We start from the raw sequence: 21,392 nt of genomic DNA on the forward strand, positions 1-21,392 counted from the left end.
AATCCGGCATGGTCTCCTCTGCGCCGGTGACTGTGTTATAACGGTTTTAACCTTTAGTTGCCAATTTTCTTCAGTGACAGATTTCACGAAAATATAAGTTACATTATTAATATCGTGAATGAATAATCATGCATAAGCATTTTGCTTAAAATATCGGCAATATTTGGAACTTATTACTGGAATTTTGGGTAATACGTTGTTGGACCGACCCGGTCTGGTTATCATATCGCGCTCTTAATTGCGGGAGGATGTAACATGAACCTTGACGACAAATCGCTGTTTCTTGACGCCATGGAAGATGTCCAGCCGCTGAAACGTGCTACAGATGTCCACTGGCATCCAACGCGTAACCAACGTGCGCCGCAGCGTATCGACACGCTGCAACTTGATAATTTCCTCACCACCGGATTTCTCGACATCATTCCGCTAAGCCAGCCGCTGGAGTTTCGGCGGGAAGGGTTGCAACATGGGGTGCTGGATAAGCTGCGCAGTGGTAAATATCCGCAACAGGCGAGCCTGAATCTTTTGCGCCAGCCGGTGGAAGAGTGCCGCAAAATGGTGTTCAGTTTCATTCAACAAGCCCTGGCGGATGGTTTGCGTAATGTGCTGATTATTCATGGTAAAGGGCGGGAAGATAAATCGCATGCCAATATTGTCCGCAGCTATGTGGCGCGCTGGTTGACCGAATTTGATGATGTCCAGGCATATTGTACCGCGCTACCGCATCATGGCGGCAGCGGGGCGTGTTACGTCGCACTACGTAAAACGGCGCAGGCAAAGCAAGAAAACTGGGAGCGCCACGCTAAGCGCAGTCGTTGATCTCGAGACGCATCCGCGGCTTATGCCGCCAGCACGCGGTTGCGTCCATCATTTTTCGCCCGATACAAAGCATCATCAACGCGTTTAAACAGTTCATCGATGCTTTCATTTCCTTCGTGATGCGCCACACCAATGCTGACGGTAAAGCGTGGTAAGCCCGAAATACTCACTTTTGTCACGCTTACGCGGATAGTTTCAGCCAGCGAAAGCGCGGTATCCAGTGGGGTTCTTGGTAGCAATAAGACAAACTCTTCGCCTCCCCAACGAAACACCAAATCGCCTTTGCGAGCGCAACTTTCGAGAGTGCGGGCGAGGGCGCATAACACCTCATCACCTTTAGAATGCCCATAGAGATCGTTAATGTGTTTAAAACGATCGGTGTCGATGAGCAATAAGCTGTAATCCTGAGCGATGGCGAGGTGCTGCATTTGGCCTGGCTCGGTAATGTGATAAAACTGTCGCCGATTCAGTAATCCGGTCATCGCGTCATGGTGGGCAGCATGTTCCAGCTGCTCCTCCAGCCGTTTTTGCTCAGTAATATCATGCACAATACATAACATGAGCTTGTCGCCATAAATTTCAATCGGCCCAGCATAGGTCTGCACATGACGAGTCGAACCATCCGCCAGTTTATGAACAAAATTCAAAGGCTTATGACCACCGGGTAAATGCGAGATTTCATGCATGATAGGCATGACGCGACGCCCGAGCATATTAATTTCCCAGGTATGTTTCTGGCACATCGTTTCATGGTTATAACCATAGAAATTGAGCGCGGCGAGGTTAGCATCGACGATTTGGCCATCTCGTGAGGGGTCAATCAACAACATTGGTGCAGAGTTAGTCAGAAAAAAGCGCGCATAAAAACCTTGTTTTTTGCGCTGATAATTTGCCGAACGACTGGCTTTTAAACCCAGCGTTGCCGGCGCTTCGATACCTTCGAAAATAATCACCGGTTCTGCTTCTGTCAGCTCTCGCAAAACAAGCCGACAGCTTAATGCTGTTTCCTCTTCTTTACGTTGAACAGTGAGGATTTCGATAATATCGTGTTGGTTTTGCAGATCGGAGAGGTATTTCGGTAGTTCTTTTTGTGAGGAGACGGAATAGGGACCGGTTCGTAGCTGACTAAACGTGAGGTCTTGCATCAACAGTCGCGCCGCGCTGTTGGCATAAATTAACTGTTCCTCAAAGGGCGAAACGATCCAGACAGGACTGGTGAGTAAGTCCAGGGTATTGAAGTTGTGCGTAATCATTGAGATCCCGTTATTTTTATCAATTTTTGTTGCTATCCGATCGCAAAAAAGCCACGTCATATGATCAGATAATTCTGATAATGATAGACGCTATTTAACACTTCACACGGTTTGTATATGGAAAAGCATTTTGCTTTTTGTATTCAATTTAGACAGAATTTTATTAATCATTTCAGGGTAATGGGGTGATGAGATGTTGCGTAACAGGGCCAGAAGGCTAGACTACAAAATAATGCGTTGATGATGGAGGCACTGTGGAAGCGATTAAGGGATCGGACGTTAATGTCCCGGATGCAGTATTTGCCTGGATGCTGGATGGTAGAGGCGGCGTTAAACCGCTGGAAAATACAGATGTGATTGATGAAGCGCATCCCTGCTGGCTCCACCTTAATTATGTACACCATGATAGCGCCCAATGGCTGGCGACAACACCGCTGCTTCCCAATAACGTACGTGATGCGCTGGCGGGCGAGAGCACACGGCCCCGAGTCAGCCGTCTCGGTGAAGGTACGCTGATTACATTGCGCTGTATAAACGGCAGCACCGATGAGCGCCCCGACCAACTGGTCGCCATGCGTGTATATATGGACGGGCGGTTAATTGTTTCGACCCGACAACGCAAAGTGCTGGCGCTGGACGATGTGGTAAGCGATCTGGAAGAAGGCACTGGTCCGACCGATTGCGGGGGATGGCTGGTGGATGTGTGCGATGCGTTGACCGATCATTCCAGTGAATTTATTGAGCAGCTGCACGATAAAATTATCGACCTTGAAGATAATCTCCTCGATCAACAAATTCCACCGCGTGGATTTCTGGCGCTGCTGCGCAAACAATTAATTGTTATGCGTCGCTATATGGCACCGCAACGTGATGTTTATGCTCGTCTTGCCAGTGAGCGTCTGCCGTGGATGAATGATGATCAACGCCGCCGAATGCAGGATATTGCCGATCGCCTTGGGCGCGGCCTGGACGAAATTGACGCCTGTATAGCACGGACTGGCGTGATGGCGGATGAAATCGCTCAGGTGATGCAGGAAAATTTAGCCCGTCGCACCTATACAATGTCATTAATGGCAATGGTCTTTTTACCCAGTACGTTTCTGACCGGGTTATTTGGTGTCAACCTTGGTGGGATCCCAGGTGGCGGGTGGCAATTCGGATTTTCAATTTTTTGTATTCTGTTAGTCGTTCTTATTGGTGGTGTTGCTTTATGGTTGCATCGTAGTAAATGGTTGTAACAACAGCAATTTTCCCTACTATCTGTATACAAAAACGCCGCAAAGTTTGAGCGAAGTCAATAAACTCTCTACCCATTCAGGGCAATATCTCTCTTGCAGGTGAATGCAACGTCAAGCGATGGGCGTTGCGCTCCATATTGTCTTACTTCCTTTTTTGAATTACTGCATAGCACAATTGATTCGTACGACGCCGACTTTGATGAGTCGGCTTTTTTTTGCCTGTTATATATCAGCGTCTACCCTTTAAGAGTCCACCCAATGACCGGAGGGAAATATGACGACACTCATTTATTTGCAAATTCCTGTCCCTGAACCGATTCCTGGCGATCCTGTTCCAGTGCCCGATCCAATCCCTCGCCCGCAACCCATGCCTGACCCACCACCCGATGAAGAACCGATTAAATTGTCGCATCGTGAGCGTAGATCTGCGAGGATACGCGCTTGCTAATTTTTGCGTCGATGACCACGAGAACAGATTGTGACCGCTTTTTCTACCCTGAATGTTTTGCCTCCCGCCCAACTCACGAACCTTAATGAGTTGGGTTATTTAACTATGACGCCGGTGCAGGCCGCCGCGCTTCCGGCGATCCTTGCCGGAAAAGATGTTCGCGTGCAGGCGAAAACCGGCAGCGGCAAAACGGCGGCTTTTGGCCTCGGGCTGCTACAGAAAATTGATGCGTCGCTATTTCAGACCCAGGCTTTAGTGCTGTGCCCTACGCGTGAACTGGCGGATCAGGTGGCAGGTGAATTGCGTCGGCTGGCGCGTTTTCTGCCAAATACCAAAATTTTGACTTTGTGCGGTGGTCAACCGTTCGGTATGCAGCGTGATTCGTTGCAACATGCGCCGCATATTATCGTGGCAACCCCGGGGCGTTTGCTGGACCATCTGCAAAAAGGCACGGTATCACTGGATGCGTTGAATATGCTGGTGATGGATGAAGCCGATCGCATGCTGGATATGGGATTTAGCGATGCCATTGATGATGTTATCCGTTTTGCGCCAGCATCTCGACAGACGCTTCTGTTTTCGGCAACCTGGCCGGAAGCCATCACCGCAATCAGCGGACGAGTTCAACGCGATCCATTGGCGATTGAAATTGACTCAACAGATGCTCTGCCTCCCATTGAACAACAATTTTATGAGACATCCAGCAAAGGCAAAATTCCGCTGTTGCAACGGTTATTAAGTTTGCATCAGCCATCCTCTTGCGTGGTGTTTTGCAATACCAAAAAAGATTGTCAGGCTGTCTGCGACGCGCTGAATGACATAGGGCAAAGTGCATTGTCGTTACATGGCGATCTGGAGCAACGTGACCGCGATCAGACCCTGGTACGTTTTGCTAACGGTAGCGCTCGTGTGCTGGTCGCGACGGATGTTGCTGCGCGTGGTCTTGATATTAAATCGCTTGAGCTGGTAGTGAACTTTGAACTGGCGTGGGACCCTGAAGTTCATGTACATCGCATTGGTCGTACAGCGCGTGCAGGAAATAGCGGTCTGGCGATCAGTTTCTGTGCCCCGGAAGAAGCACAGCGGGCCAATATCATTTCTGACATGTTGCAGATAAAACTTAACTGGCAAACGCCGCCAGTTAATAGTTCCATTGTGCCGCTGGAAGCAGAAATGGCAACGTTGTGTATCGATGGCGGGAAAAAAGCCAAAATGCGCCCGGGTGATGTATTAGGTGCGCTGACAGGAGATATCGGGCTTGATGGCGCAGATATTGGCAAAATCGCCGTGCATCCGGCGCATGTCTATGTCGCGGTGCGTCAGGCTGTTGCTCATAAAGCATGGAAACAGTTACAGGGCGGGAAGATTAAAGGAAAAACGTGCCGGGTGCGGTTATTAAAATAATGAAATGTTGAATCGCAGGGTGCAAGAGTAAACATCTTCTTCGGGATTGCCGGATGCGACGCTGGCCGCGTCTTATCCGGCCTCCATAAGAGTAGCCCGATAAGCTTGCGCATCGGGCGCTATCCGGGTTATTTCACTTCAACCACATTCAGTCGTAACTCATCCAACTGATTTTCATCTTCTTCAGGCTGCCAACCCGCCGGTTGTAGAGGGATCTCTTCGCGATCAAACGCCAGATCACCCCCGTTAACCACTTCAGAACCGTGGGTAATGCCTTTGAAATCGAACAGGTTGGTATCGCACAGATGCGACGGCACCACATTCTGCATCGCGCTGAACATCGTCTCGATACGCCCCGGATAACGTTTATCCCAGTCACGCAACATGTCAGCAATCACCTGACGTTGCAGGTTAGGCTGTGAACCGCACAGGTTGCACGGAATAATCGGGAACGCTTTTGCATCGGCAAATCGCTGAATATCTTTCTCGCGGCAGTAGGCCAGCGGACGAATCACAATATGTTTGCCATCATCGCTCATCAGTTTCGGAGGCATACCTTTCATCTTGCCGCCGTAGAACATATTTAAGAACAACGTTTGCAGGATATCGTCACGATGGTGACCCAGCGCGATCTTCGTCGCTCCCAGTTCCGTTGCGGTACGGTAAAGAATTCCGCGACGAAGACGAGAACACAGTGAGCAAGTGGTTTTGCCCTCCGGAATCTTCTCTTTCACGATACCGTAAGTGTTCTCTTCCACAATCTTGTACTCAATGCCCAGCTTTTCAAGATACTCGGGCAGAACGTGTTCCGGGAAGCCCGGTTGCTTTTGATCGAGGTTAACAGCCACCAGCGAAAAATTGATTGGCGCGCTTTGCTGCAAATTGCGCAGAATCTCCAGCATGGTATAGCTGTCTTTACCCCCGGAGAGGCAAACCATGATGCGATCGCCTTCTTCAATCATATTGAAGTCAGCAATGGCTTCGCCCACGTTACGACGCAGACGTTTTTGTAATTTGTTCAGGTTGTATTGTTCTTTCTTTGTAATTAGTTGATTTTCTTGCATTATTTCAGTTCTCTGGTACTAAATGGGGCAAATTGGGGGCAAACTTTGAAATTACGATAACCGCGCATTCAACATGGCTATCTGTTCGTCGTTCATGTCATCAATCCACATACCGTAAATTTCATACACCATCTGCGCAGTTTCATGCCCCATTTGGCTGGCTATAAATGCCGGGTTCGCTCCTGCCGTCAACAGCCAGCAGGCAAAAGTATGCCGCGTATGGTACGGATTACGGCGGCGAATACCAGCACGTTTTACTGCTGCATTCCACCTTGCCCCCAAACTGCTTACCGAGTAATAAGGTTTCTGTTTTCCGTTACACACCCTTGGCATGAAAACAAAATGCAGTTTTTGCTTTTCGGTTCTGCCGTACTCCCGATGATAAAAGGTGATTTCGCTTTTGCGATGATGCCCGGTCAGTTTGTATTGCTCCTTCAGTGCTTCAAGAGCAGGCTGCAGTAGTGTTACTGTCCGGATCCCGGCATTTGTTTTTGGGGGACCGAACATATCAAGTATCGTCAGGTTTCTTCTGACATTCACTATTCCCTTTTCGAGATCCACATCCTCCCACGCCAGAGCTGCCAGTTCCCCGTGACGAAGTCCTGAGTAAACGGCAAATTTCCACAAGTTCTGGCTCTGTCCTTTTTCACTTTCCATTAATGCATTGAATTCTGTTTTAGATAACGGATCAGGCTTTATTCTGTTTCGCTGTAATTTTTTTACTCCTTCAAATGGTTTGGTTGATATAAATCCCGACTGATACGCAAAACGTAACAGCGAACAGAGCAGGGCGATATAGTTATCAACTGTGCGCACGGTTCTTCCTTTTTTGTTGGATCTTGGATTATCCAGGTAAAGCGTTTCTCCATGCAGCAGTTCATTCCGGTAGTTTAAGATATCGCTATAACGAATATGTGATATCGGGGTACTTTCACAAATTATTATTCTGAGTGTTTTTAATTGTGATTTCGTTTTCTTCATTGTGTTTGTTGTTAACTCTGTCTCTTTAATTTTTGTCCAGATATCACAAAGCTCCCCGAACGTTTTTATGACCCTCGTTGTCACCATTTTTGCCCCAGTGCTGGACTGGGGAAAACGTCTTAAATACTCAAATTCACCGGAGTTGATTTCATGAACTATCAACGCTCTTAAATTCCCGGCCTTTTTAATGTTACTGTTAGTAACCTCCCAGCCTTTCAATGTTTCCCGACATCGTTTTCCTCGAAACATGAACCAGATGCGAATGTATTTACCTCGAATCTCGACACCTGTTGGTAATTTAGACATATCATGAGTCTTTGATAAACTGATTTATCTTTGGATAGTTGTACCAGATAATCCCTCGCTTGCTGTCTGGCTTACCTAAAGGAGATACTCGTTTGAAGTGAAAGCCTTCCACCCAGCAATTCTGACGGTATGCTTCAATTTGTCTGGCCCCCAGACCAGTACGAAGCATCAGACCGTATTCAACCATCCACTCTTCATTAAAAATCACTTGTGCCATCGCATCACCTCTGGCGGGCGACAATATTAGACTGAAATTGACGCCCGACGTTGATTATTAATAATCAGCTATGAAGTTTTAATTTGAATACAATGCAACTCACGAGGACAGAAGTTTCTCGCAATTAAAATTTATCAGTTTTACTTTCTGCTCTCTGGAAACGCCTGCTTCTTTTTTACCTGAGAGCATTTTTTCGCATTCTGATTTCGTTAGTTTAGATTTTGAATATCTTGTCCAGTTAGTAGGAGTGCCACCTTCCTTTTCAATAGTGGCGGTAATTTTATACATGAACACCTCCATTATTATTTCCAGTGGTTCGTTTATTCCATCTTTCGAGTGCTTCTTTTTCACTTCCACCATAACCGGTTCGGGATTCGCATCCGTTACACTTCGCTCGGTAATATCCTGAAATAGCTTTAACCGTTACTGATGGACAACCACAAAACGGACATGGTTTGACTTTTTCATACCGCATTGTCTTTTCTCTCATATGATAAAATTTTGTGATGGCGGTGAGGCTACACCGCCAAAGTCAATATTAGGAGTCGATATATTTTGGTTTCATATCTGTCAGTGTCGTTTTATACGCCTCATATAATTCACCCAGATGTGGTCGAGCAGCATTCAGCGTATTTTCCAGAGCAGTAAATTTTTGTTCTGCTTCTGGATCACCTGATGAAGGCAGGTCATTTATCATCTTCTCGATACTGGCAATAGCATTGAGACGGTGATGACGCCGAACCACTTTTCCTTTAAGCTCGGCAAAGAATTCGCCGATCTGGTTTTTCTGATCCTCTATCTCTTGGCGTAATGCAGTGGTTTCCTCAGTCGTGGCCGCGCTTTCGACACGCTGCCGGAATTCATCAATCCACGCTTCGTCAATACGCTGTTCGATGGTTTCTGTTCGCTGCTCGCTTACCTCTCTATAATTCTGTACCGGCACAGGATTGATGATTTTTTCCTGTGGCTCTTCCAGTTCGTCCGGGGTAAACACGCCCAGGATGACGTCAGGACAATAAAGGCGAGCCCAGTATTTCAACGCCAGATAGGCGAGCTGTTGTTTCGGGTTTGAGGTCCATAAAGGAGAATTACGCGTAATCACGCTGGAAAGAAACACCGGTTCTCCCCAGGTAATCTCACTTTCACCGCGAAGAACTGCACCAACTCGAACTGATAGACCATACTCATCTTCACTGGTCCAACATGGGATCGTTTCTTTTTTCTCATAGATTCCGCCTCCTTTGGCCGTTTTCTTAACGGTCTCCACTCGGGTGCGAGAGCATTTCTCCCAGTCTCCCTCGTACTTGTAATGGAAGCGGCCTACAATTGCACTTGAGCTAGAGATCACAGCGTTAACAAGTTGTGCTTCATAACCCAGAACTCCGTTTACCAGGTGTGTTTTCTGAGCCACAGCGTAGGGGTTCATGCCCCATTGCATGGCTTGCATGATGATTGCCATGCAGTCGGCAGGTTTTCCTCGAAGGTGATCGGGAACTGTGACGGTGGCCTGTGACATCAACCCGGCTACTTCCTGAAGTTGCGTCAACGCCTGAACGTTAAAAATAGTGTTACTGGCAAAAATGGTATTTGGTGTCTGCTCTGTCGTGATGATATTGGTATTTTGCATGGTCAGGTTCTCCATTAAGCCAGATGCAGTGCTTCAAGACGACGAAGATCAAAGTCGTTTAATTCGTCGGTATAACTTTCGGTAATCGGTGCTGGCCAGTTGTTTGTCTCTAGGGCTTCGTTTATCTGGCGTAGCGTCCGGCGATATTCCTGTCGACCAAGTTCCAGGAGTTCCTGCGAGGCTTCCACGACTGCCACCCAGTGATAGCCAACATCTTTGTTGACGAAGATCCAGAAAAATTTGTCCAGGTTTGCCACATCACAATACATTGCGGCGCTGAGGTGATAATCACGCTCAATAATTTCACGGTGCAGGCGATCTTTCAGTCGTTCCTGTCGCACATAACCGAGGCTGACTGACTTCACGTCGGCGCAAATGCTTTCGTATTGCAGCCGGATTTCGATATCAGGACGGACCCTGATTTCCAGCCCGGTTTCTTCATCAAACCCGAAATAGCTGATTTCAGATTTGCGATCCGGGTGGTTGAGTAGTCTTGCCGCGTCAGTATTGTTTTGCAGTGCCGCGTGAATATTTTTTGCCTGTTCATACATATCTGGACTGATAAACGTTTTTCCTGCATTTTCTTCTTGCTGGCGTTTTTGCCAGTCCTCCAGTGTTACCAGTTTCGGGCGAATTTTCCGGGCGATTTCGGTTAATTGCTCTTTTGTGCCACTGATGTTGTAAGGCAACGATTTAGCACGTTCTTTTTTTGCCAGTTCTGGATCTACAGTTTCAATTTGCTCCAGAAGCTGCTCCCGTGTTCCACTGGTTTTCAGCAGAGGAGGGAGGCTTGCGTTGTATTCTTTAATACAGGCTTTCATTGCTGATGCTGTGTGTTTTTCCCCCTCAGGAATACGCCGAAATTCCTCCGGAAGCGAACCGTAAAGGATGCCTGTTTCTTCGGCCCCAGCGCTTACTGACAGTGGCTGTATAAGAGTGCTGTTGTAGCTTTCGATCCACTCTTTCATCTGCTCTGGTGTCATCAGTGATGGCAGACTGGCATTGTGTTTTTTAATGATGGTGATCAGTTCGTTAGAAGTAGTAACCACATATTCAGGAACCGGTACCGGAATGGCATATTCATCAGCGAATTTATCCGTTTCCAGAACATAGCTGTGAATGATCCGCCCACGCAGCAATGCATCACTTTCCTCGTTCGGAATAGTTCCGGCAATGTGCCGCCCGTGGTAATACATCAGACTGATGCGGGCATCCTTCAGCATTGTGCTGCTTATTCCGTTGGCGGAGTGATAAACCTCGTTCGGGAGGTTTTCATAGCGGCCAGGCTCGAAATATGACGGCCACATGATTTCAGTTGCTACATGAGCTGACGCTTCACCAGTTTCATCACTGCAATCGTGATGCGGATGGTTGCCAGCGTTCTCCTTGTGCGGATGTTCAGCGCCTTCCATTTCCTCCGGATCATTTTCCTTAGCTTCAACCTGATTCTCTTCATCGAATGTTTCCTGGTATGTTGCGTCGCCCATCACCGCACCACAGTCAGGGCAGTTATCCCCGCCAGTCTGACCGCAGGCATTGCAGACTATTTCCGGTCTCTGTTGCACTACTGGTTCAGGTTGTTTCACATCCGGGCTGGTTTTTACAGTTTCTGGCGTGTTTTGTTCCGTTTCTGGCTGGTTCTGGTACACAGAGTCGCGAGTCTGGATCCCCTTTACCCATTTCGGATCGTTCGGGTCGCTAATCCCTTCAACGAACTCACCACGCGAAGCAACCAGTAATTTGTCTGCATCGACAGGATTTTTGGGCGGAATGTTTTTCCGTGTTTCATGGAGTTCTGCCCGCAGTTTCTGATATTTTTCATCAACAGAATTTACCTGTGACTGAGCATCCAGCGGCTGCGTGTCCTGATGATGTTCAGTTGCATCCGGTTCCACTGTTTCAGCCGTTGCCTGTTCATCTGCCATTGCGCAATATGGTTGCGGTTTTTCTTCATCATCCTGTTTTTCTTCTTCTGTTACACGCTGCGGCATCGGGGCAGAGGAACGACCGCAGGCAATATCCACGATTTCCGGATCAGGGTTGGCATGATCAGTTTCAGTCAGTACTTTGTTCAGATATTCAGTGACGTGCGCGGGGATGACCTCGATCCCAATTGGTGCTTCTTTCACGGACGCAACCACGATGGCGCGGGAATAATCCAGCCCGCCAGGCATGGTGATGAATTTGTCGCGGAAAACAGAAAAGGGCGGTTTATTTTCAGCGATAATTTCCTCAATGCGTTTAGCGTGTGCCGGATGAAGGTTATAGATGTCCACGTCCATTGAACGGGCCAGAATGCCAGTGGCTACGTCGCGGGCCAGCGACGCCTGATCATGAACGAAACCTTCGCCGCGATCGGTAAGGTTCCCGCCGCCTGCATTAGCACCGGAATCTGTGCGAGTGATGCGTGAAACACGATTCCCTTTTCGCCATTCTTTTGTTAGAAGACCGCGATCAATGTGTTCGGTGTCCAGCCAGGCTGAAATGAAATTCTTAAATTCATAGGGCTGATGTTTTTTCGTGATAGAGAAAACTGCCTTAATTGCATCAGTCAGGCGGAGCAGGGCGGCATTATCCAGAGTTGTCGGTTCTGCCATGCCGCGTATGGCCAACAGCAGATTCTGGACATAGCTGTTTTCCTGATCCATCTCAAGAGCGGTAATGTGTTCGCGTTGTTTACGGGTGGCATGATGCAGGTATTTCCGATCCCCGGCCGCATACGTAAAAATGTGCAGAAGACGCTGTGTGAACCGCAAAGTGGCTACAGAGACTTCGCAATCCTGGCAATCCCCGTGGGCGTCTGCCTGCGCGTTTTCTTCCAGGCCTCCCGCCAGTTCTTTGGTTTCCTGAGCATTATCCTGGTGGTGAACGTCGTCTGGTGCTGCTCCCGGTTTTAGTTCCCAGGTCATGGAGTCTTTGCTGAGTTGATAGCGTTCACTCCAGGTAAAATCGATCTCACCTTCAGGGGGCAGGTCATTAACGACAGGAAAATTCGTGGCAACAGCTTTAAAATAGTTGCTCAGTTTTTTACCTGACTTAACGATCAGGTAGTCCAGAGTGGCACAGGTTGATTCAAAATCGTCGCTTGCCCACAGGACGACGTCAGGCTCACCGGATGATTTTTTCGCTTTCCGTAAAAGGAAGAGTGGTTTTGTGCTCATTGTTTTTTAACCTCAACTCAGATTAAAATTCGTTTTGTTCAGTGAATGATCTTGCCGGATACACACTGTTCATAGCCTGCGCCATACGCAGGCTATTTCTTTCAGATTTCACCGTTTAATTTCATTGCAATCAGAGTTGCCAGAAATCCGGCTTTTTTTTCTGCGGGCAGATTCTTTCCGATGTGAACCAGGCACATTTTTGTGACACCTTCATCAAGTGTTTTTACGTTGCCTGATGGACCATCGATATCAATCACAGTGAATGGGGTTTCTTTATTTTTTGTTTTAATTACGTAGCCAATGCGCTTTCCTTCCAGATTCACCTCGTGAACAATGTCATCGGTAGTTACAACAGTGGTTTCATAATTGGTAATCATGTTTTTCTCCTGAATTAAGGTTGAGCGAATCCCTGCCATTTCTGGCATAAATTCAGTTTCGAATAGTCAATTAATTAAAGTTCGTGTGCCATCTGGTCTTTTTCGGCACAAGCTTCACTGCAATATTTTCTCGGTTCGTCTTTTGATAAAGTCCCGTGCATGAAGTGAAGCATTCTTTCTATAGTTTTGCTTTCTTCAACGTCTTTTTTGCAAAGGTGGTAAGCACATTTTATTTTCTTAGTCGTCACCATGACTCCGCCTTTACAGGTAAACCATCACGACCGAGGAAGACTTTAATCATGCAGTCAGTAATGCATGTTTTTGTAGTTAGGCTACGAATATAAAGTTTTCGCTTTTTAATATTGTTTGCCGAGGCAATATATGTCCGGCCTTCATGAAGAACATAATCGCCAGGAGTCACGCACTGGCGTGGTATTTCATCGGTTCCGAAGTGATGAGCAATCATAATTATCTCCTTAATAAATTTGTCGTATTAAGAAAATTCCAGAAAACTATTTAATACTCAGCAACTGCTCGACGGTCATGTTTTTAATTGCGCTTCGGTTTACAAGAGTCCAGCCCTGTTTCTCCAGATAAAGGCGGAAAGTGTCTAGGGTACAGACGAGAGCGTCATCAGGAACGGTTTCAGTGAATTCGACGTTGCCGAATTTGTCGAAGCGAACAACCAGAGTGCGCCCATCGCCCGGAATGATTTTGTTTGTGGGAGTGGTATTATTCTGGCGTAGTTCTGCTTCCATGCGGTCGAACTCAGCGATGTAGGCCTCTTTGAATGCAGCGGCTTTTTTGCCAGTGAAGCCCATCACCAGGAAAACGAAGCCGTTTTTGGTGATCTGGTAGGCATTATAGGAATTGCCGCGATGTTCGAATTTAACCCGCGAAAAGTTGCTGGTTAAAAAATATTCAGAGCATTCGAGGGATTCTATTTTTTGGACAACATGATGATGTTGCTTGCCAAAAAACTCTGCGATCGCAATGGATGTAGTTACAGCGCGACCGTTTTCGATGGTTACGTCAGGGTGAGAAAGGGTAGGGATAGTAGTCATAATGACAGCCTCGATAGTCAGTTTAAATAACTCACCACCAAGGTTTTCCACGACCATAAGGGTGGTGAGACGTACAGGGGTGGAAATACCGGCGACTACCGAAACCGGCCAGCTTTGCGGCTGCCCTGCACGCCCCACCATAATCTGAATGTGGCTGTGCATTACGCATAAAAAAACCGCCTGAGCGCGGTTATGCGCGGTAATCATCATCGGGTTTCCACGCCCGGCACCCGTTTTATAAGGTGCAGGTGCACTATAATTCCACCCGTTCTGGTTTTCAATAGCTACATTCAACATTTTCTCTCACCTTTCATCACCGAAGTGAATTTTGTCGATGCGATGCCTGGTGCCTCCAGGTGACGTTAACCAGTTAACAATTAACGCCGGATAATCCACCCATAACACAGATGCTTTTAACTGTTCCGCGTGCGCTTAGCCGCATTCACCGCATCACAAAATTCACTTTAAAAAGGGCGGACATCAGCCGAACTTCAAGAAAAAAAATGATGCCGCCAAGACTACACACAGCAATGTCGTTATTTACAACCGGAGGCGCACTCCCACCATTTAAATTTCACAGACAAGACAGACTCTTTATGAATATCGGAAGTGCGCCTTCGTGTTGTATGCCTGTCTTTTTACCACTTCAGGCTCGGTGGTATACTGGAGTTCTCACACAACCAGTAAGGAATTGCTTATGCCTATTCAATCTCAACACAAAAATATTGATTATCTTTCCGCCAGATTAGAGGCTACCGCGCTTGTTCTTGAAGAACTTGTTAAACTTCTTACGCCAGAGCAGCGTGAAAAACTGAATCTGGCAATTGCCGGGCGTTGCCCGGGCGTGAAAAATGCATCTCTCAGGAATAGAAATTCTCCCGCATATCAATTATTACAGTTCATCAACGATGGCGTCGGCAGCAGCGATTAATTTTTCTAATGCCTCTTCGACATGATAATTGTATGGTTGTAGTGACCTGAGATCTGTAATTGCATCAGCCAGGTTTTGTGCCATTACGGCTGGTGCGATTTTTTTTGCTACTGATACCCGGCTGGCGAGTTCCAGTGCGAGACGTGCCTGCCTTGGAGTTAGCTCTCTTTCCTTTGCCATTGTTGATGCCTGTACAGACAATTCATACGCCAGACAAAATACAGCATTATTAGTTTCTAGCGGGTCAATACCCTGAGTAAATGTCATCTTATATCTCCCCTTAACGCCGGGTGGCGGAACTAAAACCTACAGCGCCGTGCTGCTTCTGCAATAATATTAGTTATATTCATATGAATGATCAACACAAATATGCATTTTGTTGATAAAAATGTACTATCGTAATGAAATTTTTAGTGTTTTTTTTGATAAAAAAGTAAGGTGAGGGAGCTGAGGGGACAAAAAAACCGCCAAAAATGGCGGTTTAGTTACGAGGTTACGGGAGCTATTTCTTCATGCGTTTCTGAGCTGCCAGCATCTTTTCAAACGCTTCTTTGTAGAGTTCATTTTGACCTTTAAGCCTTTCGATTAGTTTTGCTTTTTCTGATTCGGGAAGGATTTCAAAAAGATCCAGTAAATCAGCTTGTTGCTTGTTAACCATCCGCCAACCTTCGCCTTCGAAACTTTCGTCATAAGTTCCTGAGGAACGGACGTAATTCATCAGATCAGCTAAATCAGGCCTCAACTCTTCAGGCTTAACTCTTAGTAATACAGCGAATTTTAATGCTGCATCAGTGTTTAGTGGAGCCTTTCCGTTGAGATAGTGGCTAACTGTGGATTGAGTCTCAAAGCCCATTAGCTCAGCAGCAAGCTCCTGAGTCAGTTTGAGCTCTCTTTTTTTGGCATCCCAGACTGCGCGCAGACGCTGCGTAGCTTCTGGCGATGCGATTTCTTCGCGTTTTCTTCTCATACCACCATCTTATGAACACAACTCATAAACTCAAACTGATATAGGTATTGATCATTTAAATTAATATAGTTAATATTTTGACAGGCATTACTAAGGTGACCCTTATGACATTAGATGAATATTTGAAAAAAAATCGTGTACGACAGTCTTGTTTGGCCGTACTCGCTGGTTGTTCGCAATCGATGATTAGCCTCGTAGCTACTGGCCGTAGTCAGTTAAGCCCCGAAAAGGTATTGCGTATCGCGGAGGCTACGAATTTCGAGGTTACACCTCATGAACTTCGGCCTGATATCTACCCGAATCCGACCGATGGTTTACCTGTTGGATGTAAAGCTAACACACAAAATGCACAGGAGTTGATTCATGAAAATCAGGCATGAGCACATTGAATCAGTGCTGTTAGCCCTGGCCGCTGAAAAAGGGCAGGCATGGGTAGCCAATGCAATTACTGAAGAATATCTGCGCCAGGGGGGCGGCGAATTGCCCCTGGTACCAGGCAAGGACTGGAACAATCAGCAGAATATCTATCACCGTTGGTTGAAAGGTGAAACGAAAGCGCAAAGGGAAAAAATTCAGAAACTGATCCCTGCGGTTCTGGCAATTCTTCCGCGCGAGCTGCGTCACCGACTCTGCATCTTCGATACCCTGGAACGCCGTGCATTACTGGCGGCGCAGGAAGCGTTGAGTACGGCAATTGATGCGCATGATGATGCAGTCCAGGCCGTTTACCGGAAAGCACATTTCAGCGGCGGCGGTTCGTCCGGCGATTCTGTTGTTGTTCATTAAGTGAATAGGGTAACTAACAATGAAAATCAAACCGTTTATCAATGCTGGAAATCTTACTCCCGGCGAACTACGAGACTGGATCCTGAAACTTGCAAAAAATGCAGAAATTGCGGGTTGGGGTACAGAAACTTCGGTTCGGAAGCTTCAGAGCGCAGAACTTAGCCTGCGTTCAGTTATGGACGATTTATCCCCAAGAATTAATTTTCTGGGGTCAGAGCAAATAATTCGTTCGGAAGATCACTCCAGCGAAGTTGCGGAAGTTCTGAATACTCTGAGGATAACTTTTGCTGCCGTTCGCGATATTCAACGAACCATTCTCTCATTGATTTCTCAGCTTCAAGAAATTGATAGTCGCATTCCTGATGGGGGTCATAGAGAGCGTCTTCCAGAATGTGAAGAGCAAGGACAGGGGAAACAGATAAGGGATCAGTAATACGTTTTTCACTTGCCTGGTATAGCAATCTCGCCAGCGAATCATAGCTACTGGGGCTCAGGAGAGAATCCCGTGAGTGATTTGTAAGAATCAGGTGGAAGCGGGTGAGAACTATAGCCTTGCATGTTACCAGGTTAACCATGTCGTGGTCGTGCTGGTTAATTTTGTACACAGTGCGCATGTGATTTTTAATTTTTTGGCAAACAGCCATTAAAGACATGTCGAACCTCCTTTGGTTCTGTTGCTTGGGGAATCACAGATTATATCCGGAGGAAGGTTCGACACCAGATGAGGCAATTATGGTTAAGGCTAAAAACATGCCAAATCCCATGCCAAAAACTAAGGCAAACAATGAGCCTTATCGCAAGGTAAAAATAACGATATGGGATGATCCCAAATTTAGGGCTTTATCTCCTCTGCCTCCAAGTGGACAGAGTTTGTTTATTTATCTGCTGACCAGTCCATTTACCGGGATTATTCCTGGGTTGTTTAAAGCCGGGCGGGCAGCAATGGCTGAAGAGTTGGGGTGGGATATCGAAGCCTTTGACTTAGCCTTAGGCGAAGCCATGAATCTTGGCATGGTGAAAGCAGATATCAAAGCCAGAGTTTTTTGGCTCCCGAATGCTGCGAAACACAATCCGCCAAACTCGATAAATGTCATTAAATCCTGGGCAAAGGCATTCGCTTTAATTCCTGATTGCCCTCTCAAATGGGAGGCCAGGGAATCGCTGAGAGCCGCGTCCTACGGGGTTTCTGAGGCTTTGGGGATGGCATTCGATAAGGCAATCCCTTTGCCTGAGGATAAGCCTAAGGATAAGGCTAACGCTTTGTCATGCGGTATCCAGATAACAGATAACAGATATATAAACCCCACACATAACGCGCGCGTGCGCGAGAGTGCTCCGGCCAGTGAGGCAAATGGCGTGCCGTTGCAGACAGCGGAACCTGATTACCTGGAAGGCCTGAGCGAACCCATCGGGAAATTCCCGATGAGCGATAGCTGGTATCCGTCACGGGATTTTCGACGACGGGCTGCGTTGTGGGGGATGGCTCTTCCTGAGCCGGAATTTACACCTGCTGAACTTGCCGCCTTCCGGGACTACTGGGCAGCGGAGGGGAAAGTTTTCACGCAGGTTCAGTGGGAGCAGAAATTCGCCCGTCACGTAAATCATGTCAGGGCGCAGGTTAAACCAGTCAGCAAGGGGGCAAACTATGCAGCAGCACCAGGTGGCACCGCATCACGGGCAGTTCAGGAAATTCGGGCAGCACGTGAGCAGTGGGAACGTGAAAACGGATTTATCAGCGACGGAAACGGCCTGGAAGCTGTGGGAACTCATGGGGGAGGTTTATTCGAACCGCTGGCCCCGGAAGAACGGGGCCGCACCTTCGAAGCTCTGGATTGCACAGATTGGCGCGATGACTGAGCAGCAAATCCGGCAGGTCTGCCGCCAGTGCATGGACCGCTGCCGGGCGGGTGAAACATGGCCTCCGGACCTGGCTGAGTTTGTGGCGCTGATTTCGGAAAGCGGAGCCAATCCATTCGGTCTGACGGTGGATGCTGTGATGGAGGAGTACCGCCGCTGGCGCAACGAGTCCTGGCGATACGACGGAAGCGATAAATACCCGTGGTCTCAGCCTGTGCTGTATCACATTTGCCTCGAGATGCGTTCAAAGGGGATTGAGCGCCAGATGACCGAAGGGGAGTTAAAACGGCTTGCAGAACGGCAACTGACGAAATGGGCAAAGCATGTTGGTAACGGCCTGAGCATTCCGCCAGTCCGGCGACAGCTGGCGGCACCAAAACGCCCGTCGGGACCAACGCCAATTGAGTTGCTGAAACAGGAGTATGAACGCCGGAAAACGGCTGGTTTTGTTTGAGTTGAGAAGTAATTTTTACCGGGAGGAAATTTATGGAGACTGTTTTTGACGCACTGAAAGCGATGGGAAAAGCCTCGTCGGTAGAGCTGGCTGCGCGACTTGATATCAGTCGTGAAGAAGTGCTGAACGAGCTGTGGGAACTGAAAAAGGCTGGTTTTGTTGATAAAAGCGCGTACACCTGGCGTGTGGCTGATAACAACGTTCAGCAGGAACAGCCAGCGCCAGAAGAACAGCCGGAAGAAACCACCACGGCAACAGTAGCGAAAATCTCAGAGTGCGATTTAACCGCGACGATTGAACAACGCGGACCACAAACGGCGGATGAACTTGCTACGCTGTTCGGTACAACATCCCGCAAAGTTGCTTCAACGCTGGCAATGGCAATCAGCAAAGGTCGTCTGATTCGCGTAAACCAGAACGGTAAATTTCGTTACTGCATACCAGGTGATAATTTACCAGCAGAGCCGAAAGTTGAATCGGTAGCGGAAACCGATGGTAAAGCCTTTCCTCAGCCAGCCGGTGTTGCGTTACCGGTACAGAAAGATGCAACACAGGAAGATATTAAAACAGAAACTGTGGCGGACATTGTGCAGTCGCTGCCATCGTTTACTGCAACGCGAGAAGATGATTTGATTTTGCCATCGCTGCATATGGCAAATCGCGAACTGCGTAGGGCGAAGAATCATGTCCAGAAGTGGGAGCGAGTCTGCGCCGCGCTGCGGGAGCTGAACAAGCACCGGGATATGGTTGCCGGGATTTGTCGGAAGTCCGGGCAATGAGTGGATGGTGCAGGCCTGAAATCATGATACTAACAATGAAGGTAAAATGCATCGGCAGTCTGATTGGCCGTAGTGAGGCGGCGGTCAGGATGAAAGCCCGGGTTAAGGGAATAAGCCTGATTCTGCGGGGTGATTTTCACCAGTCAACAAAATATCCGTAGCGCGATAACGGTCAAAAATCATGGCGCTGACACTTTTGTGCCACTGGAGATGACTGTACCTAAGTTCAGGGGAGAAGAACACGTCCGGTGGGATGGTCGGGCCAGATTTAAAGGGCAGGTCATGGCTCCAGCCTGTACGCTGGCAATGGAGGCTGCCTGGCGGGAAATTGATATGGGAACCACGCCACTCAGGGATTTACTGCCGGTCCAGAGAATAAATTCCTGTTACGGTTACACCACTGTGATCTTGCAAGTGCAGGAGAGTAGGTCTACACGGTAACGCGAGTGCGTGTAACTTTTGATGTCATTCCCGTAGAAACACCGGACAAATTTTCGCTGACAGGTCATGCTGAAGGTATAAATCTGCAGATTATGGACAATTACGGATATCCGGCAAGAGCCGGAAAAAGCATGCCGCCTCTAATTCTCAGTGGAAGATGGACTTGATTATACTCATTGCATTGTCAGAAATAGTTATCCATTAAAGGCTGGCTATTCCAAACAGGATGTTGATTACAAAAATGTAATCAACATGTAAGGTTTATACTCTTCAATATGCGTATAATTTTCCTTATTTTGTTAACTTTAAATAACAAACTATGCACGAGGTAAAGTCGGATAAGTTTATCTGGATGTAATATATATTATTTGTAGTGTTTATAACTTTATTTCATGATAACCAATAAAAGGAGTTTTTTATGAGGAACATAATGGCAGGTTTTTTAATATTCCTGTCTTCTGCTGCTTATGCTGATATCAATCTGTATGGTCCTGGTGGCCCGCATACAGCCTTGCTTGATGCAGCCAAACTTTATGCCGAAAAAACAGGTATTATAGTGAACGTTCATTACGGCCCACAGAACAAATGGAATGAAGATGCCAAAAAAAATGCAGATATCTTGTTTGGCGCATCAGAACAATCTGCTCTGGCTATCATTCGGGACCATAAAGACAGCTTCAGTGAAAAAGATATTCAGCCTCTTTATCTGCGAAAAAGTATTTTATTGGTAAAGAAAGGTAATCCTAAAAATATCCGGAGTATTGACGACCTGACCAGACCCGGGATTGGCGTAATTGTTAATGATGGTGGTGGTACCAGTAATACATCAGGCACTGGCGTCTGGGAAGATATTGCCGGACGTAAAGGGAATATAGAAACTGTCGCCGCAATCCGAAAAAATATTATTTTATATGCGCCCAACAGCGGAACTGCACGTAAGGCTCTTGAGAATCAGCCTGAAGCAGATGTCTGGATAACCTGGGCTGACTGGGCAGCCAGTAATCCAGAAATTGGTGATGTCGTGGAAATAGCGCCAGACTACGTGATATGGCGTGATATGAACATTACAGTACGTCAGGATGCAAATGATGAAACCCGTCGATTTGCAGAATGGCTACAAACCGATGAAGCGGCGCCTGCATTCAAAAAATATGGCTGGACCAGGAAAGGCACTTGACATCCTCCACGTCCTTCAGGACGTGGATTCTTTTTCCGGAT

Annotated in this window: 28 protein-coding genes and 1 pseudogene; 15 read left to right on the forward strand and 14 right to left on the reverse strand. The window is 47.3% G+C overall.

The genetic code is table 11. From position 1 onward, the window contains the following. Positions 1-255 precede the first annotated feature (255 nt). On the forward strand, positions 256-819 hold the full coding sequence (gene smrA / locus QUE74_RS08770; RefSeq protein WP_001046832.1) for a DNA endonuclease SmrA: 564 nt from the start codon (positions 256-258) through the stop codon (positions 817-819). Between the two features lie 20 nt (positions 820-839). Here smrA and dgcM read toward each other — a convergent pair whose 3' ends face one another. Beyond that, complete coding sequence (dgcM, locus tag QUE74_RS08775) at positions 840-2,072, reverse strand: diguanylate cyclase DgcM (RefSeq protein ID WP_001355263.1); 1,233 nt, start codon at positions 2,070-2,072, stop codon at positions 840-842. Between the two features lie 193 nt (positions 2,073-2,265). On the opposite strand from dgcM, the gene ydaN reads away from it, so the two are divergent. The 4 genes from ydaN to dbpA all read left to right on the forward strand — a co-directional run bounded on the left by ydaN (position 2,266) and on the right by dbpA (position 5,162). Next, complete coding sequence (gene ydaN, locus QUE74_RS08780; protein WP_211180494.1) at positions 2,266-2,313, forward strand: protein YnaN; 48 nt, start codon at positions 2,266-2,268, stop codon at positions 2,311-2,313. 13 nt (positions 2,314-2,326) lie between these two features. Beyond that, positions 2,327-3,310 carry a zinc transporter ZntB gene (gene zntB / locus QUE74_RS08785; RefSeq protein ID WP_000387385.1) on the forward strand — a complete coding sequence of 328 codons (984 nt, stop codon included), beginning with the start codon at positions 2,327-2,329 and terminating at the stop codon, positions 3,308-3,310. Positions 3,311-3,584: 274 nt separating this feature from the next. Beyond that, on the forward strand, positions 3,585-3,758 hold the full coding sequence (ynaL, locus tag QUE74_RS08790; protein ID WP_001296046.1) for a proline-rich small protein YnaL: 174 nt from the start codon (positions 3,585-3,587) through the stop codon (positions 3,756-3,758). Positions 3,759-3,788: 30 nt separating this feature from the next. After that, complete coding sequence (gene dbpA, locus QUE74_RS08795) at positions 3,789-5,162, forward strand: ATP-dependent RNA helicase DbpA (protein ID WP_000123713.1); 1,374 nt, start codon at positions 3,789-3,791, stop codon at positions 5,160-5,162. A gap of 128 nt (positions 5,163-5,290) precedes the next feature. Here dbpA and ttcA read toward each other — a convergent pair whose 3' ends face one another. The 11 genes from ttcA to QUE74_RS08850 all read right to left on the reverse strand — a co-directional run bounded on the left by ttcA (position 5,291) and on the right by QUE74_RS08850 (position 14,256). Further along, positions 5,291-6,226 carry a tRNA 2-thiocytidine(32) synthetase TtcA gene (ttcA, locus tag QUE74_RS08800; RefSeq protein ID WP_001157387.1) on the reverse strand — a complete coding sequence of 312 codons (936 nt, stop codon included), beginning with the start codon at positions 6,224-6,226 and terminating at the stop codon, positions 5,291-5,293. 51 nt (positions 6,227-6,277) lie between these two features. After that, positions 6,278-7,513: a tyrosine-type recombinase/integrase gene (locus tag QUE74_RS08805; RefSeq protein ID WP_000040840.1), complete on the reverse strand. Its 1,236-nt coding sequence runs from the start codon at positions 7,511-7,513 to the stop codon at positions 6,278-6,280. Between the two features lies 1 nt (position 7,514). Next, a complete protein-coding gene (xisR, locus tag QUE74_RS08810) occupies positions 7,515-7,730 on the reverse strand; it encodes an excisionase XisR (protein WP_000079604.1) in 216 nt (71 codons plus the stop codon). Positions 7,731-7,829: 99 nt separating this feature from the next. Next, positions 7,830-8,018: a DUF1187 family protein gene (locus QUE74_RS08815; protein ID WP_001356607.1), complete on the reverse strand. Its 189-nt coding sequence runs from the start codon at positions 8,016-8,018 to the stop codon at positions 7,830-7,832. After that, complete coding sequence (gene ralR / locus QUE74_RS08820) at positions 8,011-8,205, reverse strand: type I toxin-antitoxin system endodeoxyribonuclease toxin RalR (RefSeq protein WP_021500490.1); 195 nt, start codon at positions 8,203-8,205, stop codon at positions 8,011-8,013. The genes QUE74_RS08815 and ralR overlap by 8 nt, the downstream gene beginning before the upstream one ends. A gap of 63 nt (positions 8,206-8,268) precedes the next feature. After that, positions 8,269-9,357 (reverse strand): RecT family recombinase, encoded by a 1,089-nt coding sequence (locus QUE74_RS08825; RefSeq protein ID WP_001355266.1) that lies wholly within the window; start codon positions 9,355-9,357, stop codon positions 8,269-8,271. A 14-nt stretch (positions 9,358-9,371) separates the two neighbouring features. Continuing rightward, positions 9,372-12,518: an exodeoxyribonuclease VIII gene (gene recE, locus QUE74_RS08830; RefSeq protein WP_000105093.1), complete on the reverse strand. Its 3,147-nt coding sequence runs from the start codon at positions 12,516-12,518 to the stop codon at positions 9,372-9,374. Positions 12,519-12,619: 101 nt separating this feature from the next. After that, positions 12,620-12,895, reverse strand: coding sequence for a hypothetical protein (locus QUE74_RS08835; protein WP_001355267.1), 276 nt, complete (start codon positions 12,893-12,895; stop codon positions 12,620-12,622). Positions 12,896-12,969: 74 nt separating this feature from the next. After that, positions 12,970-13,146, reverse strand: coding sequence for a YdaE family protein (locus QUE74_RS08840; RefSeq protein WP_000258918.1), 177 nt, complete (start codon positions 13,144-13,146; stop codon positions 12,970-12,972). Beyond that, complete coding sequence (gene kilR / locus QUE74_RS08845) at positions 13,140-13,361, reverse strand: killing protein KilR (RefSeq protein ID WP_000560228.1); 222 nt, start codon at positions 13,359-13,361, stop codon at positions 13,140-13,142. Before kilR ends, QUE74_RS08840 begins: the two co-directional genes overlap by 7 nt. 46 nt (positions 13,362-13,407) lie before the next feature. Beyond that, on the reverse strand, positions 13,408-14,256 hold the full coding sequence (locus QUE74_RS08850) for a Rha family phage regulatory protein (RefSeq protein ID WP_000935601.1): 849 nt from the start codon (positions 14,254-14,256) through the stop codon (positions 13,408-13,410). Positions 14,257-14,656: 400 nt separating this feature from the next. Between QUE74_RS08850 and QUE74_RS08855 the strand changes: the two genes are divergently transcribed. Further along, positions 14,657-14,890 carry a hypothetical protein gene (locus tag QUE74_RS08855; protein WP_001559054.1) on the forward strand — a complete coding sequence of 78 codons (234 nt, stop codon included), beginning with the start codon at positions 14,657-14,659 and terminating at the stop codon, positions 14,888-14,890. On the opposite strand, the gene QUE74_RS08860 is transcribed toward QUE74_RS08855, so the two are convergent. After that, positions 14,852-15,157: a hypothetical protein gene (locus QUE74_RS08860; RefSeq protein WP_000144718.1), complete on the reverse strand. Its 306-nt coding sequence runs from the start codon at positions 15,155-15,157 to the stop codon at positions 14,852-14,854. The genes QUE74_RS08855 and QUE74_RS08860 overlap by 39 nt on opposite strands. Before the next feature lie 235 nt (positions 15,158-15,392). Further along, complete coding sequence (locus QUE74_RS08865; RefSeq protein WP_001253183.1) at positions 15,393-15,857, reverse strand: helix-turn-helix domain-containing protein; 465 nt, start codon at positions 15,855-15,857, stop codon at positions 15,393-15,395. 104 nt (positions 15,858-15,961) lie between these two features. On the opposite strand from QUE74_RS08865, the gene QUE74_RS08870 reads away from it, so the two are divergent. From QUE74_RS08870 to paa, 9 genes and pseudogenes are all read left to right on the forward strand, one after another. Further along, positions 15,962-16,237: a transcriptional regulator gene (locus tag QUE74_RS08870; RefSeq protein ID WP_000171142.1), complete on the forward strand. Its 276-nt coding sequence runs from the start codon at positions 15,962-15,964 to the stop codon at positions 16,235-16,237. After that, a complete protein-coding gene (locus QUE74_RS08875) occupies positions 16,221-16,643 on the forward strand; it encodes a toxin YdaT family protein (RefSeq protein ID WP_000702028.1) in 423 nt (140 codons plus the stop codon). The genes QUE74_RS08870 and QUE74_RS08875 overlap by 17 nt, the downstream gene beginning before the upstream one ends. A 19-nt stretch (positions 16,644-16,662) precedes the next feature. After that, positions 16,663-17,076: a hypothetical protein gene (locus tag QUE74_RS08880; protein ID WP_000695003.1), complete on the forward strand. Its 414-nt coding sequence runs from the start codon at positions 16,663-16,665 to the stop codon at positions 17,074-17,076. A gap of 509 nt (positions 17,077-17,585) precedes the next feature. Further along, positions 17,586-18,500 carry a DnaT-like ssDNA-binding domain-containing protein gene (locus tag QUE74_RS08885; RefSeq protein WP_001355270.1) on the forward strand — a complete coding sequence of 305 codons (915 nt, stop codon included), beginning with the start codon at positions 17,586-17,588 and terminating at the stop codon, positions 18,498-18,500. Next, a complete protein-coding gene (locus QUE74_RS08890; RefSeq protein WP_000139472.1) occupies positions 18,493-18,954 on the forward strand; it encodes a replication protein P in 462 nt (153 codons plus the stop codon). Before QUE74_RS08885 ends, QUE74_RS08890 begins: the two co-directional genes overlap by 8 nt. A gap of 32 nt (positions 18,955-18,986) precedes the next feature. Then, a complete protein-coding gene (locus QUE74_RS08895; RefSeq protein ID WP_000450653.1) occupies positions 18,987-19,733 on the forward strand; it encodes a DUF1627 domain-containing protein in 747 nt (248 codons plus the stop codon). Beyond that, complete coding sequence (locus tag QUE74_RS08900; RefSeq protein WP_122368318.1) at positions 19,730-19,894, forward strand: hypothetical protein; 165 nt, start codon at positions 19,730-19,732, stop codon at positions 19,892-19,894. The genes QUE74_RS08895 and QUE74_RS08900 overlap by 4 nt, the downstream gene beginning before the upstream one ends. Before the next feature lie 4 nt (positions 19,895-19,898). Continuing rightward, positions 19,899-20,432 (forward strand): annotated as a pseudogene (locus QUE74_RS08905) (fimbrial protein). A 160-nt stretch (positions 20,433-20,592) separates the two neighbouring features. After that, positions 20,593-21,351 carry an AcfC family adhesin Paa gene (gene paa, locus QUE74_RS08910; protein WP_001815900.1) on the forward strand — a complete coding sequence of 253 codons (759 nt, stop codon included), beginning with the start codon at positions 20,593-20,595 and terminating at the stop codon, positions 21,349-21,351. The last annotated feature ends 41 nt before the right edge of the window (positions 21,352-21,392 follow it).

The sequence above is a fragment of the Escherichia sp. 10290 genome (genome assembly GCF_030295155.1).
Classification (GTDB): Bacteria; Pseudomonadota; Gammaproteobacteria; order Enterobacterales; family Enterobacteriaceae; genus Escherichia; species Escherichia coli_F.

Excerpts from the sequence above, each read along its gene's own strand:
- QUE74_RS08840 (WP_000258918.1), bottom strand. The coding sequence starts at position 13,146 with ATGGTGACGACTAAGAAAATAAAATGTGCTTACCACCTTTGCAAAAAA.
- QUE74_RS08890 (WP_000139472.1), top strand. The coding sequence starts at position 18,493 with ATGACTGAGCAGCAAATCCGGCAGGTCTGCCGCCAGTGCATGGACCGC.
- dgcM (WP_001355263.1), bottom strand. The coding sequence starts at position 2,072 with ATGATTACGCACAACTTCAATACCCTGGACTTACTCACCAGTCCTGTC.
- QUE74_RS08895 (WP_000450653.1), top strand. The coding sequence starts at position 18,987 with ATGGAGACTGTTTTTGACGCACTGAAAGCGATGGGAAAAGCCTCGTCG.
- QUE74_RS08900 (WP_122368318.1), top strand. The coding sequence starts at position 19,730 with ATGAGTGGATGGTGCAGGCCTGAAATCATGATACTAACAATGAAGGTA.
- QUE74_RS08835 (WP_001355267.1), bottom strand. The coding sequence starts at position 12,895 with ATGATTACCAATTATGAAACCACTGTTGTAACTACCGATGACATTGTT.
- QUE74_RS08850 (WP_000935601.1), bottom strand. The coding sequence starts at position 14,256 with ATGTTGAATGTAGCTATTGAAAACCAGAACGGGTGGAATTATAGTGCA.
- QUE74_RS08865 (WP_001253183.1), bottom strand. The coding sequence starts at position 15,857 with ATGAGAAGAAAACGCGAAGAAATCGCATCGCCAGAAGCTACGCAGCGT.
- QUE74_RS08815 (WP_001356607.1), bottom strand. The coding sequence starts at position 8,018 with ATGTATAAAATTACCGCCACTATTGAAAAGGAAGGTGGCACTCCTACT.
- ynaL (WP_001296046.1), top strand. The coding sequence starts at position 3,585 with ATGACGACACTCATTTATTTGCAAATTCCTGTCCCTGAACCGATTCCT.
- recE (WP_000105093.1), bottom strand. The coding sequence starts at position 12,518 with ATGAGCACAAAACCACTCTTCCTTTTACGGAAAGCGAAAAAATCATCC.
- ttcA (WP_001157387.1), bottom strand. The coding sequence starts at position 6,226 with ATGCAAGAAAATCAACTAATTACAAAGAAAGAACAATACAACCTGAAC.
- QUE74_RS08880 (WP_000695003.1), top strand. The coding sequence starts at position 16,663 with ATGAAAATCAAACCGTTTATCAATGCTGGAAATCTTACTCCCGGCGAA.
- QUE74_RS08870 (WP_000171142.1), top strand. The coding sequence starts at position 15,962 with ATGACATTAGATGAATATTTGAAAAAAAATCGTGTACGACAGTCTTGT.
- QUE74_RS08825 (WP_001355266.1), bottom strand. The coding sequence starts at position 9,357 with ATGCAAAATACCAATATCATCACGACAGAGCAGACACCAAATACCATT.
- QUE74_RS08860 (WP_000144718.1), bottom strand. The coding sequence starts at position 15,157 with ATGACATTTACTCAGGGTATTGACCCGCTAGAAACTAATAATGCTGTA.
- paa (WP_001815900.1), top strand. The coding sequence starts at position 20,593 with ATGAGGAACATAATGGCAGGTTTTTTAATATTCCTGTCTTCTGCTGCT.
- ralR (WP_021500490.1), bottom strand. The coding sequence starts at position 8,205 with ATGCGGTATGAAAAAGTCAAACCATGTCCGTTTTGTGGTTGTCCATCA.
- xisR (WP_000079604.1), bottom strand. The coding sequence starts at position 7,730 with ATGGCACAAGTGATTTTTAATGAAGAGTGGATGGTTGAATACGGTCTG.
- QUE74_RS08855 (WP_001559054.1), top strand. The coding sequence starts at position 14,657 with ATGCCTATTCAATCTCAACACAAAAATATTGATTATCTTTCCGCCAGA.
- QUE74_RS08875 (WP_000702028.1), top strand. The coding sequence starts at position 16,221 with ATGAAAATCAGGCATGAGCACATTGAATCAGTGCTGTTAGCCCTGGCC.
- kilR (WP_000560228.1), bottom strand. The coding sequence starts at position 13,361 with ATGATTGCTCATCACTTCGGAACCGATGAAATACCACGCCAGTGCGTG.
- QUE74_RS08885 (WP_001355270.1), top strand. The coding sequence starts at position 17,586 with ATGGCTGAAGAGTTGGGGTGGGATATCGAAGCCTTTGACTTAGCCTTA.
- QUE74_RS08805 (WP_000040840.1), bottom strand. The coding sequence starts at position 7,513 with ATGTCTAAATTACCAACAGGTGTCGAGATTCGAGGTAAATACATTCGC.
- smrA (WP_001046832.1), top strand. The coding sequence starts at position 256 with ATGAACCTTGACGACAAATCGCTGTTTCTTGACGCCATGGAAGATGTC.